A 13,840-nucleotide genomic window follows, 5' to 3' on the forward strand; every position below is an offset into this window, starting at 1 on the left:
TGAACCCTCCGCCCTGTACCCTAAGCCCTTCACCCTAACCCCACAATCAGGTCTCACCCTCGTCGAACTCATCATCTGCGTCGCCATTGTAGCCCTGCTCGCCTCCGCGGCCATTCCCATCGCCCGCTTCCAGGTCAAACGCACCAAAGAGCGCGAGCTTCGCCGCGACCTCTGGGAGATGCGCGACGCCATCGACCACTACAAAGACGCCGCCGACAAGGGAGCCTTCCAGATCAAAGCAGACTCCCTCGGATACCCCCCGGACCTGCAAACCCTCGTCGATGGAGTCGAGGTCACCGCAGCCCAGGGGAAAAAGGTAAAATTTCTTCGTCGCATCCCCACCGACCCCATGACCAACAACACCGACTGGGGCATGCGCTCCAACCAGGACGACACGGACTCCGACTCCTTCGGCGGCCAAAACGTCTTTGACGTCCACAGCAAGAGCACCGGAACCGCACTCGACGGAACGAAGTACTCCACATGGTAGCCACTCCCCCAATTCGGCAAGATACCGTCGCAGTAATCCGCCAATACTTCGCTGTCATCCTGACCCTGAGCCTGTCGAAGGGGAAGGATCCCCGCATTTTGTTCGGAGCGCCACGACTCTTACAGACCCCAGCCATCCCAACACCAGCCCCAAACCCTGAGCCCTGCACCCTAAACCCTGCACCCCGTTTCCCTGAACCCCTTTTCACTGAACCCTGTCCCACCTCAGGCTTTACCCTCCTCGAGCTGATGATCGTCATGGTCGTCATCGGCCTCCTTGCCGCCATCGCCATCCCCGCCTACACCAGCAACATCCGCAACGCCAAAGAGGCTGTCCTTAAGGAAGATCTCCACACCATGCGCCAGGCCATCGACTCCTACACCGTCGACAAAGCCAAGGCCCCCCAATCCCTCGACGACCTCGTCCAGGCGGGCTACCTCAAGTCGATGCCCGTCGACCCCTTCACCCACCGCTCCGACACCTGGCTCCCCGTCCAGGAGGACACCAACATGAGCCTCGACCAGACCGAAACCGGCATCGACGACGTCCACAGCGGAGCCCAGCAAACCGCCTCCGACGGCACCTCTTACAACACCTGGTAACACCTGCCCAAGCGAAGCTATATCACCCTCAGCTTTTGCTGTCATCCTGAGCGCAGCGAAGGATCCCGAAGGACCCTACCAGTCCCAACCGTTCGTCGCTTTCACCCCCCAGCAGTCGGCTGTTGTTTCTCTCCCTCACAAGACCCTGTGCAGACCCAGTACATCAAAAACGTAAAAGCAACCGAAAAGTTGCACTTTCCACCCGCATCCTCTAACATGCAACCAAGAGGTTGCCCATGTCCACCAACCGCATCGAAAAAACAATCGAACTCAAAGCCCCCATCTCCCGCGTCTGGCGAGCCCTCACCGACCACCGCGAGTTCGGCGAATGGTTCCACGTCAAGCTCGAAGGCCCCTTCCTTCCCGGCTCCATCATCCGCGGCCAAATCACTCATCCCGGCTACGAGCACCTCATCATGGAAGTCACCACCCAGAAGATCGAGCCTGAGAACCTCTTCTCCTACACCTGGCACCCCTACGCCGTCGATCCCAAAGCCGACTACTCGAACGAACCTCCGACCCTCGTCGAATTTCGTTTGAAGAGTATCCCCGGCGGCACCTTCCTCCAGGTCACCGAATCAGGCTTCGACAAGATCCCCGAGCACCGCCGTCTCGAGGCCTTCCGCATGAACGACAACGGCTGGGCGCAACAGCTCGGCAATATCGAAGCCCATGTCACCCAGAACCCCTAGCAGACGCCAAAGATCCTACGCCCCCGTCTTCGCCGCCCTAGGAGATCGAACGCGGCTGTCGCTGGTCATCACACTCTCCACCGGCCCGCCGCAATCGATCGCCCAGTTGACCGAAGGCTCCCCCCTCACCCGCCAGGCCATCACCAAGCATCTGCGGGTGCTCGAAAGCGTCGGCATCGTTCATGCCGTCCGCAGTGGCCGCGAAAGCCTCTTCGAGTTCGACCCCCAGCCTCTGGAAGAGATGAAGCGGTATTTGGACCAAGTCTCCCAGCAGTGGGATCAGGCGCTGGGCAGGCTAAAATCCTTCGTCGAGAGGTAGCCTGCTCGCAAAGCCACCAGAGCAGACCCAGGCAGTATCCCTCCGCTCACCAAAAGGCGCATACTATGGTCTAAGACACGTCGAGCTGCGTCCGGCCAGCAGGGAAGCGGCCCATCAGGAGACCCCACATGCGATCCGTCACGCACCTTGGCTTGACCGCCCTCCTCACCCTATCCGTCGCCGCGTGGTCCCAAACTCAAATCCCGACTCCATCCCAAGCCCCGGCCGGCAGCCCGCCACCCGCACAGTCGCCCACCCCAACCCCGACAAGCACCCCCACGGCCACCATCCCATCCGACGTCCCCGCCGAGAAGCCCATCCCCGGCCACCCCACCGCCACGCCTAAAGAGAGCAAGGACGCCGCCGCAACCGTCAAAGCCGAGAACAAAACCGACCGCCTCCCATCTCCCGGCGAGGACATGAAGACCAACATCAAGGCCGGTAGCGAAGATGACGTCAACTCCGTAGGCACCCGCAACATCGGCGGCCGCGGCATCGGCAACTGGTACTCCACTGACTGGGAGATCCGCACCGGCAAGCAATACTCCATGGAGATCGAGAAGTCCGCTCACATGGTCAACGACCCCGTTATCGTCGAGTACGTCAACCGCGTCGGCCAGAACATCGTCAAAAACTCCGACTGCAAAGTCCCCTTCACCATCAAGGTCATCGACTCCGACGAGATCAACGCCATGGCTCTTCCCGGCGGCTTCTTCTACGTCAACTCCGGCCTCATCCTCGCCGCCGACGAAGAAGCCGAACTCGGCGGTGTCATGGCCCACGAGATCGCCCACGTCTGCGCCCACCACGCCGCCCGCCAGATGACCAAGATGAACTACGCGCAGATCGGCTCCATCCCGCTCATCATCTTCACCCAGGGCAGCTGGACCGGCTACGGCATCTATGAGGCCACCCAACTCGCCATCCCACTAAGTTTCCTGCAATTCTCACGCATGGACGAGGCCGAAGCCGACTGGCTCGGCGTCCAGTACATGTACAAGTCCGGCTACGACCCCCAGGCCTTCGTCCAGTTCTTCGAGAAACTCGACGCCCTCGAGAAGCATAAACCCGGCACCCTCGCCAAGGTCTTCGCCGACCACCCCCAGACCCCCGACCGCATCATGCACTCTGAGGAAGAGATCGCCACCATCCTCCCCGCGCGTCCCGACTACATGGTCACCACCTCGGAGTTTGACGACGTCAAGAGCCGCCTCGCCCGTCTCGAGAACAAACGCAAGATCAACGACGGCAAGGGCGGCAACAAGCCCACGCTCCGTCGCACCGCCAGCGGCAACGGCAACAACGACCCCAACAACCCGAACAACCCCTCTACCAGCACCGACGACCGCCCAACCCTGGGCCGCCGCAACTAGAACGCGACCAACGGGAGCAAAAGGGTATACCCGCCACGAAGTGGCCGCCTCGCGCGCAGCGGGCCCGTCCGGCAGGTTCCTCCTTCTCTTATACAAAGAGCATGAATCCCCCGCGCTCGACGGCGACTCTAAGCCCTAGCTCGAACCATCTGCAATCAATCGACCAAGCGATCGCACAACCGCTCTCATGGAGAATTAACATGAGTAATCTAGATACCTTGTTAGAACGCAACAAAGCCATCGCTGCTCAACAGTCTGCCGAAGGCACAACGATGCCCTCCCTTCTTGCCGCAAGCGGAAACCTGAAAGCCACGATCATCGGTTGCGCCGATATGCGCGTCGACCCGGCTCATATCCTGGGAATCAAACTGGGGGAAGCCCTCGTCATCCGTAACATCGGTGGCCGAATCACGCCAGTCTTGCTCGAGGAACTCGGTCTACTCGGACGAATCGGCCAGGTCCTCGGCGGAGCTCCCGCCGGAGGCGGAGAGTTTCACCTCATCGTTCTTCACCACACCGACTGCGGCATCACCCGCCTCGCAGGCGACCCCGACAAGCTCGCGCATTATTTTCAAATACCCGAGAGTGAAGTCAAAGCAAAAGCCGTCACTGACCCATACGCCGCGGTCGCTGCCGACGTAGCTCTACTCCGTGCAGTTCCCGCACTGCCCGCCAAATGGCTCCTCTCCGGCCTTGTCTATGACGTAGCGACCGGCCTGGTCAACACCGTCGTACCGCCTGCGCCGATTCGAACAAGTTAACTCCATCCCCGCCAATATCCCTGGTCGGGACCAGTTAGAATTGGCGAGGCAATCAATGAACCTCTCACGAAGGCAATTCAACCAGCGAATAGGTGCGCTTGCAGCCATAGCTGTCTGTTCGCGCCAGAGCCTCGGCTTTGCGGAAAACAGACTCCGCCTTGGACTGAACACATGGAGTCTGCGCGCTCTCTCCCAACAGGAAGCGATTCCCATCATCATCCAAACGATGAAGCAGGCGAGACTGCAGGATTGTCAGATCCTGTTCACCCACGTAGAGCCTGCAAAGTTCAACCCTGTGTTTCCTGTCGGCGTCTTCAATCCGCCAAAATCATCTCCAACACCCCAGCAGATAGAACAACAAAAGGCGACCGAGGCCGCACTGACGAACTGGCGACTCTCAGTTCCAATGAGTTACTTCGAAGACATCCGGTCCACCTTTGAAAAACAGGGCCTCAGAATAAAATCCTATTCGCTCAGATTCGGCAGCTCTGAGGCAGAGATCGACCGCCTGTTCCTGATGGCAAAAGCTCTCGGAGCAGACTCAATCGTTAACCGTCTCCCGGCAACATTGACAAATACGGTCGCGGCCGCAGCGGAAAAACATCAAATGATCGTCTGCCTTCAGTTCTCCGATCTGAACGAACTACACAAACAGCTCGCCGCCTCACAGTACTTCCGCATGGACCCCGACATAGGCGACCTGACCAAAGCAAAGATCGATGCATTGCAGTTCGTCCAAACCAACTATCTGTCCATGTACTCGTTCGATCTCAAGGATGCGGTGCCCGGAGGTTCCAGTGTTCCATTTGGAGAAGGCGCAGCGCACATGAAAGAAGTCCTCCAGTTCCTAAAGGAGAAGCAAGCTCCCATCACAGCCTACGTAGATTGCGACTATGCCGGAACCGGTCGTTCGCCCAAAGAAGTAGAGAAGTGTGCCTCGTATGCGAAAAGCATCATCGACTGAGGTGCGAAGAATCGACCCACTCAGATATCGAGACGGTGCGAAACAGTCAACACAATCTTCCCCTGAGCATGTCCTTCTGCCAGGTAGCGAAGCGCTTCTGCCGCCTCGCTCAACCGATAACGTCTGTCAATAACCGGCACAACTTTGCCGCTCTCCAGAAGATACTTCATAAAATCCAGATCCTTCCGGGTTACCTTCGTCAAAAAGAAACCCATCTTCTTCCGCCCCATCCGCGATAGCACCGGCGCCAGGACAAACGCCTCGAAGATCTGAGGCAGACCGCCTCCCGCTGCGACATAAACTCCATCGTCGGCCAGCAACCTCCTGTAGGCGAAGATCGAATGATGAGCATTCGCCCCCAGGATCAGATCGTACCGCTGTGCGTTCCGCGTGAAATCCTCTTTGCTGTAATCGATCACACGGTCTGCGCCAATCGAACGCGCTATCTCCACATTTCTCGTGCTGCACACCGCGGTCACGTCAGCCCCAAACGCTTTGGCGATCTGCACCGCAAAGGTGCCCACACCACCAGACGCCCCTTCCACCAGAACCTTAGACCCTGGCCGAACTCTCCCCTTATCGCGCAGACCCTGCAGCGCAGTAATAGCCGCCACCGGTACCGCCGCCGCTTCTTCAAACGTCAGGTTGTCTGGCTTCGGCCCCAAATTCTCCTCGGCGACACATACATACTCGGCAAATCCTTCTCCTTTGAAACCTGTGACCCCGAATACCTCATCCCCAACCTGAAACCCTTTTACCTCTTTGCCCACCGCTTCCACGCGGCCTGCCACATCGCAACCCAGGATCATCGGTCTTCGCCTCCGCAGTCCCGGCAACCGATCCCACGGCGCACCTTTCATCAGGTACAGGTCCAGCGGATTCACCGCTGCCGCGCAAAGCTTGATCAGGACCTCACGATCCCCAGGCACAGGTGTTGCGACCTCCGCGTACTGCAACAGGTCTGGTGGCCCGTATTGTGTGCGTAAGATAGCCTTCATCGCGCTCTTCCAATCGCTTCCGCCAAGATGGATCGCAACAAGCGACAAGCCGTTGACCGGAAGTATAGGACGAACTCAAAGTTAAGTCCCAACTAGCGAGCTCCCCCTCTGCGCGCACTTACCCCGCTCAGCCGACCAGATGACGCCGCAGATCCTCCGGGTGATAGCAGTGTGCAAACGCCGTCTCTCTCGAGATACGCCCAGCCCTCACAAGTTCCGTCAGCGACTGTTCCATCGTCAGCATCCCATCGGCGCGCCCAGTCTCAATGCTGGCCCGCAGTTGATGGTCGTCTCCACGTCGAATTAAATTCCGCGTCGCTCCCGTAGCCACAAGTATCTCCACTGCCGGATAGCGTCCGCCCCCATTCTCCGCCGACAGCAGTTGTTGTGAGATCACCGCCAGCAGCGCCAGCGACAGTTGTTGTCTTATCTGCGACTGGTAACCTGTCGGAAACGTATCCAGAATGCGCGAAACTGTCTGCGCCGCATCATTGGTATGCAGCGACGAGAGCACCAGGTGTCCCGTTTCGGCGGCTGTCAAGGCGGCAGCAATCGTTTCGCTATCCCGCATCTCGCCGATCATAATCACATCCGGATCCTGTCGAAGCACCGAACGCACAGCCTGGCCAAAGCTCAGCGTGTCGTGACCAAGTTCAATCTGCTCCACCAGAGAATTGCGATTCACATGCTGATACTCAATCGGATCTTCAATCGTAATAATGTGGTCGTGCCGTTGCGCATTAATGCGATCAACCAACGCCGCAAGCGTGGAGGTCTTACCGCAGCCAGTCGGTCCGGTCAGAAGCACCAGCCCCTGACGCCGCTCCGCCAGCATCGCCAGTGCGGCCGGCAGATGAAGCGACTCAAGCGAAGGAATCTGCTCAGGCAAAACACGCAGCGCTGCCGCAAGTGTGCCCCGTTGGTAGTGAAAATTGGCCCTGAATCTTCCAATCGAACTACGCACAAAGCAGAAGTCCAGGCACTTCTCTTTCTGCAGTTCGTTCAATTGAGCGGACGTAAGCAGTGGCAGCAAAATATCCCTAATATTCTCACCGGAGAGGGGCAGCCCCACGTCCGGAGTCAGACCTCCGTTCACTCTCAGCATCACCGGCGACCCGGCTATGAAGACCATATCGGACGCACTTCGCTGAAGAGCGTTGGTTAGAAAATGATCAAGGGTTCGTCTCTCACTGGATCTCGGATTTATCGCTGAACGGTTTAGTTGGTCGACCAGCTTCGACAGTTCGTTCTCGTACTCACCCATTCAGCGCTGTCCTCATGGCACTTAGACGTAGTTCAAACAAAAAACAAATCACATTTTTTTATCGCGCAGCTAGCATCTGGAAGCAAGTCATCACACCGACCAAAGGGAGGACCCAAGCAGTTAATCCTCACCAAACAAGGTATACAAGTCACGAAGTGACTGCGCCGCGCGCAGCGGGCTCGTCCGGCAGGACATAGCATTTAGCATTACCGACGCGGCAACTCCCGCTCCGTCAGCCACCCAAATCCCAAACCGAGCGCCCCCCAAAGCACCGCCTGAATCTCCACCGCCGCCACGCGAAACTTCCACATCAGCGTCACCGGAAACCCCGCCGGGACCTCATCCACCTCCGGCAAAAAGTGCGCCACTCCACTCACCACCACCACAAACAAACCAGCCGCCAGCAGGGAACCATTCCACTCCCCAAACCGCCGCGCCAGCCGCCTCCGCATCTGCAACGAGAACACCATCGCCGATATCGAAACAGCAATTAGCAAAAAGTAAGCCCCGGTTCTCACCCCAATCGTCTCCGCACTCCCCACCGCCGGAGGATTCGCCGGATACTTCAACTGAGGCACCAGCACAATCGCCACAAACCCAAGCCCAGCCAGCACAGCCGCGAGCGCCCGCGGCCCCAGCCCCCCAATCCGCCCATAAGCAAACGCGAACACCAGCCCAAACAACCCACCCACCGCCGCACCATAAACCACCGCACCGGTAAGCAGCCCGGCACTCTTCTGCACACGGCGGCTCACCATCTCAGGCTCAGGAGCCTCGCCCTTGGCCTGATCCGCAGCCGTCTCAAACGCAATCGCGCGCTCAACCTGCGGCTCGCCAATCCATCGTGCAAACGCAAAGACGAGCAGGCCCGCAACAACGCCCACCAGCATCCCGCGAAGGAGCAGAGTTCGAGTCATCAAAATCTTCTGCCCGGAGCGCGTCGCTCGCAGTTATAGGTGTGGATTTGGAACATCGACTAACCCCTATGACTCGTCATCCTGAGCGAAGTGGCTCACGGCACTTTGTGAGCCACACAGTCGATTGCGGCCAAAACACTCAGTTGCCGCGAACCGATTCATGCTGCGGTATCCGTCAAGATACCCGAATTTCGTCTTTGTATCTGCGATTGCCTGCGCTTTACTTCAACGCAAAACCCGCCCTAGTGGCAGGGAAAGCCAAGAAGGTGGCGACCGTCATGCAAAAACTCATGCACCATCGTCCCGCGAAACATCGAGGTAGCGCCCTGCTCCGCGCCGACAAAGTAAATCGCCAGCAGCAACAGCAGCCCACCGAACACCGCATACGGCAGAATCTCGCGCAGCGGAACAACGGGTAGAGCGGGAAGGGAAACCGGCTGTGCAACGGAACCAAATACGGATTGAGCCATTTGTAACCTCCAGGGATCGTGCGTCCCACGCATTGCTCATTCGAACGAGGAAGAAACGTCTGGCTCTCAACCCGAACTACAGGTCAATCACAGTGGCGCGACCGCACCGGACTTTCACCGGCTTCTTCCATCCTCATCAAAATCTATCTCAACCCTATGTGCCACAATCATCAAAGTCAAGCTCGCGAACACTTTTACACATCCCCTTGCGAAGCATCACGGAGACCAGCGCGTGCCAGCCCGCCTTTCACTCATAAGCCACGCCCCCACCTCCGCCACGCGGCTCTCTGCCTTTCCCTCCGACGAGCCCATCGAAGAACCCTCTATCGCCAAACTCACCACCATCAACTGGCAACCACCTCGCGCCCACCACATCCTCACCGCCCCCGAACTCCGCACCCAACAAACCGCCCGGGCCCTAAACCTCACCGCAACACCAGCCAACGAACTCCGAGACCTGAACTACGGCATCTGGCAAGGCCGCACCCTCGCCGACCTACACGCCGAAGACTCCGCCTCCATTACCCAATGGCTCACCGACCCAACCGCAGCCCCCCACCAAGGCGAATCCATCACCGCTCTCATCACGCGAGTCGGAGACTGGCTCACAACACTCACCGGCGAAGACACGAGCCACACCATAGCCATCACCCACCCCGCAGTCATCCGCGCCGCCATCCTCCACACCCTCGACGCCCCACCCCAATCCTTCTGGCGCATCGACATAGCCCCCCTCACCCTCACCGACCTCCGCCACAACGGCCGCACCTGGACCCTCCGCTCCGCCGCCATCCCACTAATCACCATCGGCGACAACAGCCAATCAATCCTGGATTAGCAGTCATCTTGCTTTAGCTTCTTTCTCACATCGATAAATCGTCATCTCGACCGAAGCTGTTTACAGCCTCAGCGTGAACAGCGCAGCGGAGAGACCCCCGCATCTTTGCTTTTGCGCTTGCATTTGTTTCACTTGTTGTCATCTCCAAAGGGATCTGCTGCAGCCTGCAACAAAAACGTCTTAGTGAATGGCAAGCCATTGGCCGCCATTGCGAGACCCAAACCCAACAAAAACCCACGCCAAACAAGCTAAAATAGAAGCATGAGCACCGCCATCCTTCCCAACCCGCACACCACTGGCTACACCGACGACCACGCCAAGTCCGGCCTCGACGCCATCTTCCCCGCCATCGAAACCTGGCAGAACCAGTTCAAGGCCTACGAGATCCTCGTCGACGACCCCGAGTTCACCTCCGTCTGCCCCAAGACCAGCCTCCCCGACTTCGGACGCATCAGCATCCGCTACATGCCCCGCGAGAGCTGCCTCGAACTGAAATCCCTCAAGGAATATCTCTTCACCTACCGCAACCTCGGCATCTTCCAGGAAAACATCGTCAACCAAATCCTCGACGACGTCGTCAAAGCCTGCAATCCCGTCTGGGCCGTAATCGTAGGCGACTTCCGCCCTCGCGGCGGCATCTCCACCGTAGTCACCGCCACCTACCCCCGCACAGAAACGCCCCCGCAAAAATAAATCTCAAAAAGCTGGCGCACTTTTCGTCTCCGAAAAAGCGCCAGCCAAAACACCACATCCACCACACAAACCACCACGTTCTCACCACCAATTCACCACAACAAAACACCTTAAATCTCAATATCCCCGAACAAAACCACCCTCCGCCCACGCCCCAAAAAAATCCTCGCAAGACACCTGCTATCCTTCCAGCGAGATGGCCTCCTCGACTACAGAAAAGCCCAAACCCACACACGCACCCTCCGTCGCCGGAGCCACCACCGCCCTCGTCCTCCTCACCGCCCTAAACTTCGTCAACTACATCGACCGCTACATCCTCCCCGGCGTACAGGAGCAGGTCAAGCACGAGTTCCACCTCTCCGACGAGCACATCGGCCGCCTCACCTTCTGGTTCATGATCGCCTACATGTTCACCTCGCCCATCACCGGATGGCTAGGCGACCGCTTCCCCCGCAAGCCCATGATCGTCACCGCCGCCCTCTTCTGGGCCGCGATCAACTTCCTCACCGCCACCGTCCACTCCTACGACTCGCTCAACCTCCGCCACGCAGCCCTCGGCGTAGGCGAAGCCAGCTTCGGCATCTTCGCCCCCTCTCTCCTCGCCGACTACTACGAGCCCGACCAGCGCAACCGCGTCCTCACCATCTTCAACGTAGCCATCCCCGTAGGTGCAGCCCTCGGCTACCTCGTCGGTGGCACCGTAGGCGAACACTACGGCTGGCGTATGTCTTTCATCGTCTCCGCCATTCCCGCCGCCATCCTCGCCATCCTCATCGCCATCTTCCTCAAGGAGCCAGCCCGCGGAGCCAGCGGAGATCCAGCCGCCAGTGGAGACGCAACCGCCGGCGAACACGGCAAGGCGAAACTCGAAAAGGGAGCCATCCTCTCCCTCATCAAAAACCCCGCCTACCTCTGCTCCATCCTCGGCTACGCTGCCGTCACCTTCTCCCTCGGAGGCATCTCCTGGTGGATGCCCTCCTTCCTCCAGCGCATCGACGGCCGCAGCCAATCCTCCGCCGCTTACATCATGGGAGCCATCACCGTAGTCGCCGGCCTCGGCGGCACCATCACCGGCGGCACCATCGCGCAAAAATGGTCGCGCACCAATCCCAAAGCCCTCTATCTCGTCCCCGCTATCAGCGCCGCCATCGCCGTCCCGCCCGCGCTCCTCTGCTTCTTCGGCCCCCACAACCTCACGCTCTACGGCCTCGGCGCAGCCATCTTCCTCATCTTCCTCGGCACCGGCCCCGTCAACGCCGCCACCCTCAACGCTGTCCGTCCAGAGATCCGCGCCACCGCCATGGCTGGCCAACTCTTCATCATCCACGCCTTGGGCGACGCCATCTCCCCCCGCATCATCGGCGCCGTCAGCGACCGCTCCACCCTCAACCTCGGCCTCGGCTCCACCCTCATCACCCTGCTCCTCGCCTCGGTCATCTTCTTCCTCGGCTCCCGCTACGCCCCACCTTTGCATGACGAGATCCTCGCCGCTGCAAAGACATAAGTCACACGCACGCGACGCAATGACAACCTTTCGTTAAGGGACAAAACCCGAAACTACTCTCAGTTCGCTTTAGTGTGTTCAGTTCAAAGTTCATTAGTAAATGAAGTGTCATCCTGAGCGAAGTTTGGCGCGTTCTTTGCGCCAAATGCAGTCGAAGGACCTGCGTTGTTAGGCGGCGAACTTTGGACTCACTACACTAGTACCATCGCCTAGAAGAAACAGGACGATTCCATGAAGCGTTTCTCAAAAACAATATTCGGATTCTTGACTGTGATCGCCGTCCTGGGCGGCGGGTTGCAATGTCTCATCTGGTGGGGTCGATCCACGCCGTCACACCCCAAGAACTTGCCAACCAACGCAGTCTGGTTACGGCCTCCTACGGTAGTATTCGATTTCACTAGACGGGGCAACTGGGTTGGATGCAGTGTTGAGAGTCAAAATAATCGATGCGTAGTGACAGACGCTCGTGGCAACGTCGAGTACGACGACCTCTTTTTGCCTATCGAGGGTATTGGTCCTGTACGGAAAGAACGACTCATTTACAGCGTAAGGAATTCCGGTTGTCTATGGGTCTATTTGAACCTAGGCAAGAAGAATGTTCCAGTCATTCACCTTCAGGATGGAACAGTTCTTCTCCCTCTGGAGGGTTATAACGAGTTGAAAAATTGGCTGGAAAAGATCGGGTCAAATTGTTGAATGGTCGGCTCGATGTAATTCTCAAACTCTCCGCCTGGTTCATCGCACTCCTGTGGATATGGAAGGCCCTCACCTCCGCCGTCGGCCTCCGCCGCGTCCCCGACCTCACCACACCAGCTCACAATCGAACCCCACCTGATCGTCCCTCCATCGCCGTCATCATCCCCGCCTGCAACGAAGAAAAAAGCATCGCCGCATGCCTAACCTCTCTTCTCCAGCAGGACTACGCCGCCCTCCACCTCATCGCCGTCGACGACCGCTCCACCGACTCCACCGGCGCAATCATCAACGCCCTTGCCACCCAACATCCAGCTAAGCTCACCGCCCTCCGCATCACCGAACTCCCCACCGGCTGGCTCGGCAAAACCCACGCCATGGCCTTCGCCGCCCGCCACGCCATCTCCCTCCACCACCCCGACTATCTCCTCTTCACCGACGCCGACATCTTCTTCCGCCCCGAGACCCTCCGCCTCGCGCTCGCCCAAACCGTCACCACTCAGGCGGACCACTTCGTCCTCCTCCCCACCGCTACCATCAAATCCGCAGGCGAGGGCATGCTCCTCAGCTACCTGCAGGTCATGAGCCTCTGGGCCGTTCGCACCTGGCGCATCTCCGACCCCAAAGCCCTCCGCGACGCCGTCGGTGTAGGAGCCTTCAACCTCCTCCGTACTACTGTCTATCAGCAACTAGGCGGCTTCGAAGCCCTCCGCATGGAGATCGTCGAAGACCTCGCCCTCGGCACCCGAATCAAACGCCAGGGCTTCCGTCAGCGCATCGCCACCGGCCCCGGATTAGTCAACGTGCACTGGGCCAGCGGCGTCTCTGGCATCCTCAACGGCATGACAAAAAACTTCTTCGCCATCTTCCACTACAACCCCGCCCTCGTCCTTCTCTCCTGCCTCTCGATCACAGTCTTCTGCATAGCTCCCGTCTTCTTCGTCGCCCTCCCAAACACCCGCATCGCGGCGATTATTACTCTCGCCTCTGTAGCACTCCTCTACGTTCTATCCAGCCGCAAGAGCAGAGTGTCCCCCTGGTACGCCGTTCTCTTTCCGGTTAGCGCCGCGCTCATCGTATCCTCCATCCTCCGTTCCATGCTCACCACCCTCAAGCAAGGCGGCGTCACCTGGCGTGGCACCTTCTACCCCCTCTCCGAACTCCGCAAGAAATCATCGCCCCGCTAGGTGCGTATTGGAATTCTGCTTTTGCTCAGGGGCACGGTTCCAGCCGTATCTTAATTTCAACAAATGTATCGAGCA

Annotated in this window: 15 protein-coding genes; 11 read left to right on the forward strand and 4 right to left on the reverse strand. The window is 58.8% G+C overall.

All coding sequences use genetic code 11. The features are described 5' to 3' along the window. Positions 1-13 precede the first annotated feature (13 nt). From RBB75_RS17270 to RBB75_RS17300, 7 genes are all read left to right on the forward strand, one after another. Positions 14-490 carry a type II secretion system protein gene (locus RBB75_RS17270; protein ID WP_353070405.1) on the forward strand — a complete coding sequence of 159 codons (477 nt, stop codon included), beginning with the start codon at positions 14-16 and terminating at the stop codon, positions 488-490. Next, positions 484-1,092 carry a type II secretion system protein gene (locus RBB75_RS17275; protein WP_353068780.1) on the forward strand — a complete coding sequence of 203 codons (609 nt, stop codon included), beginning with the start codon at positions 484-486 and terminating at the stop codon, positions 1,090-1,092. The genes RBB75_RS17270 and RBB75_RS17275 overlap by 7 nt, the downstream gene beginning before the upstream one ends. A gap of 236 nt (positions 1,093-1,328) precedes the next feature. Then, a complete protein-coding gene (locus RBB75_RS17280) occupies positions 1,329-1,784 on the forward strand; it encodes an SRPBCC family protein (RefSeq protein ID WP_179637906.1) in 456 nt (151 codons plus the stop codon). Next, positions 1,765-2,103, forward strand: a complete 339-nt coding sequence (locus RBB75_RS17285; protein ID WP_179637907.1) for an ArsR/SmtB family transcription factor — start codon at positions 1,765-1,767, stop codon at positions 2,101-2,103. The genes RBB75_RS17280 and RBB75_RS17285 overlap by 20 nt, the downstream gene beginning before the upstream one ends. Before the next feature lie 128 nt (positions 2,104-2,231). Beyond that, positions 2,232-3,476 carry a M48 family metallopeptidase gene (locus RBB75_RS17290; RefSeq protein ID WP_353068781.1) on the forward strand — a complete coding sequence of 415 codons (1,245 nt, stop codon included), beginning with the start codon at positions 2,232-2,234 and terminating at the stop codon, positions 3,474-3,476. 200 nt (positions 3,477-3,676) lie between these two features. After that, complete coding sequence (locus tag RBB75_RS17295; protein WP_179637909.1) at positions 3,677-4,237, forward strand: carbonic anhydrase; 561 nt, start codon at positions 3,677-3,679, stop codon at positions 4,235-4,237. A 55-nt stretch (positions 4,238-4,292) separates the two neighbouring features. Then, on the forward strand, positions 4,293-5,201 hold the full coding sequence (locus RBB75_RS17300; RefSeq protein ID WP_353068782.1) for a hypothetical protein: 909 nt from the start codon (positions 4,293-4,295) through the stop codon (positions 5,199-5,201). Between the two features lie 20 nt (positions 5,202-5,221). Here the strand turns inward: RBB75_RS17300 and RBB75_RS17305 are convergent, their stop codons facing one another. The 4 genes from RBB75_RS17305 to RBB75_RS17320 form a co-directional block, all read right to left on the reverse strand. Then, positions 5,222-6,199 carry an NAD(P)-dependent alcohol dehydrogenase gene (locus RBB75_RS17305; protein ID WP_179637911.1) on the reverse strand — a complete coding sequence of 326 codons (978 nt, stop codon included), beginning with the start codon at positions 6,197-6,199 and terminating at the stop codon, positions 5,222-5,224. Between the two features lie 127 nt (positions 6,200-6,326). After that, positions 6,327-7,463: a type IV pilus twitching motility protein PilT gene (locus RBB75_RS17310; protein ID WP_179637912.1), complete on the reverse strand. Its 1,137-nt coding sequence runs from the start codon at positions 7,461-7,463 to the stop codon at positions 6,327-6,329. A gap of 206 nt (positions 7,464-7,669) precedes the next feature. After that, positions 7,670-8,380: a CbtA family protein gene (locus RBB75_RS17315; protein ID WP_179637913.1), complete on the reverse strand. Its 711-nt coding sequence runs from the start codon at positions 8,378-8,380 to the stop codon at positions 7,670-7,672. A gap of 242 nt (positions 8,381-8,622) precedes the next feature. Continuing rightward, complete coding sequence (locus RBB75_RS17320) at positions 8,623-8,850, reverse strand: CbtB domain-containing protein (protein WP_179637914.1); 228 nt, start codon at positions 8,848-8,850, stop codon at positions 8,623-8,625. 232 nt (positions 8,851-9,082) lie between these two features. Between RBB75_RS17320 and RBB75_RS17325 the strand changes: the two genes are divergently transcribed. From RBB75_RS17325 to RBB75_RS17340, 4 genes are all read left to right on the forward strand, one after another. Beyond that, positions 9,083-9,688 carry a histidine phosphatase family protein gene (locus tag RBB75_RS17325; RefSeq protein WP_179637915.1) on the forward strand — a complete coding sequence of 202 codons (606 nt, stop codon included), beginning with the start codon at positions 9,083-9,085 and terminating at the stop codon, positions 9,686-9,688. 261 nt (positions 9,689-9,949) lie between these two features. Continuing rightward, positions 9,950-10,381: a preQ(1) synthase gene (gene queF / locus RBB75_RS17330; RefSeq protein WP_353068783.1), complete on the forward strand. Its 432-nt coding sequence runs from the start codon at positions 9,950-9,952 to the stop codon at positions 10,379-10,381. A 196-nt stretch (positions 10,382-10,577) separates the two neighbouring features. Continuing rightward, positions 10,578-11,885, forward strand: a complete 1,308-nt coding sequence (locus RBB75_RS17335) for a spinster family MFS transporter (RefSeq protein WP_179637917.1) — start codon at positions 10,578-10,580, stop codon at positions 11,883-11,885. 692 nt (positions 11,886-12,577) lie between these two features. Beyond that, positions 12,578-13,765 (forward strand): glycosyltransferase, encoded by a 1,188-nt coding sequence (locus tag RBB75_RS17340; protein ID WP_179638868.1) that lies wholly within the window; start codon positions 12,578-12,580, stop codon positions 13,763-13,765. Positions 13,766-13,840: the final 75 nt, after the last annotated feature.

It is taken from the genome of Tunturibacter empetritectus (genome assembly GCF_040358985.1).
Taxonomy (GTDB): Bacteria; Acidobacteriota; Terriglobia; order Terriglobales; family Acidobacteriaceae; genus Edaphobacter; species Edaphobacter empetritectus.

What these genes read in the sequence shown, in the direction of transcription:
- RBB75_RS17285 (WP_179637907.1), top strand. Translation starts at nt 1,765, where the DNA reads ATGTCACCCAGAACCCCTAGCAGACGCCAAAGATCCTACGCCCCCGTC.
- RBB75_RS17315 (WP_179637913.1), bottom strand. Translation starts at nt 8,380, where the DNA reads ATGACTCGAACTCTGCTCCTTCGCGGGATGCTGGTGGGCGTTGTTGCG.
- queF (WP_353068783.1), top strand. Translation starts at nt 9,950, where the DNA reads ATGAGCACCGCCATCCTTCCCAACCCGCACACCACTGGCTACACCGAC.
- RBB75_RS17280 (WP_179637906.1), top strand. Translation starts at nt 1,329, where the DNA reads ATGTCCACCAACCGCATCGAAAAAACAATCGAACTCAAAGCCCCCATC.
- RBB75_RS17290 (WP_353068781.1), top strand. Translation starts at nt 2,232, where the DNA reads ATGCGATCCGTCACGCACCTTGGCTTGACCGCCCTCCTCACCCTATCC.
- RBB75_RS17275 (WP_353068780.1), top strand. Translation starts at nt 484, where the DNA reads ATGGTAGCCACTCCCCCAATTCGGCAAGATACCGTCGCAGTAATCCGC.
- RBB75_RS17300 (WP_353068782.1), top strand. Translation starts at nt 4,293, where the DNA reads ATGAACCTCTCACGAAGGCAATTCAACCAGCGAATAGGTGCGCTTGCA.
- RBB75_RS17295 (WP_179637909.1), top strand. Translation starts at nt 3,677, where the DNA reads ATGAGTAATCTAGATACCTTGTTAGAACGCAACAAAGCCATCGCTGCT.
- RBB75_RS17310 (WP_179637912.1), bottom strand. Translation starts at nt 7,463, where the DNA reads ATGGGTGAGTACGAGAACGAACTGTCGAAGCTGGTCGACCAACTAAAC.
- RBB75_RS17335 (WP_179637917.1), top strand. Translation starts at nt 10,578, where the DNA reads ATGGCCTCCTCGACTACAGAAAAGCCCAAACCCACACACGCACCCTCC.
- RBB75_RS17305 (WP_179637911.1), bottom strand. Translation starts at nt 6,199, where the DNA reads ATGAAGGCTATCTTACGCACACAATACGGGCCACCAGACCTGTTGCAG.
- RBB75_RS17320 (WP_179637914.1), bottom strand. Translation starts at nt 8,850, where the DNA reads ATGGCTCAATCCGTATTTGGTTCCGTTGCACAGCCGGTTTCCCTTCCC.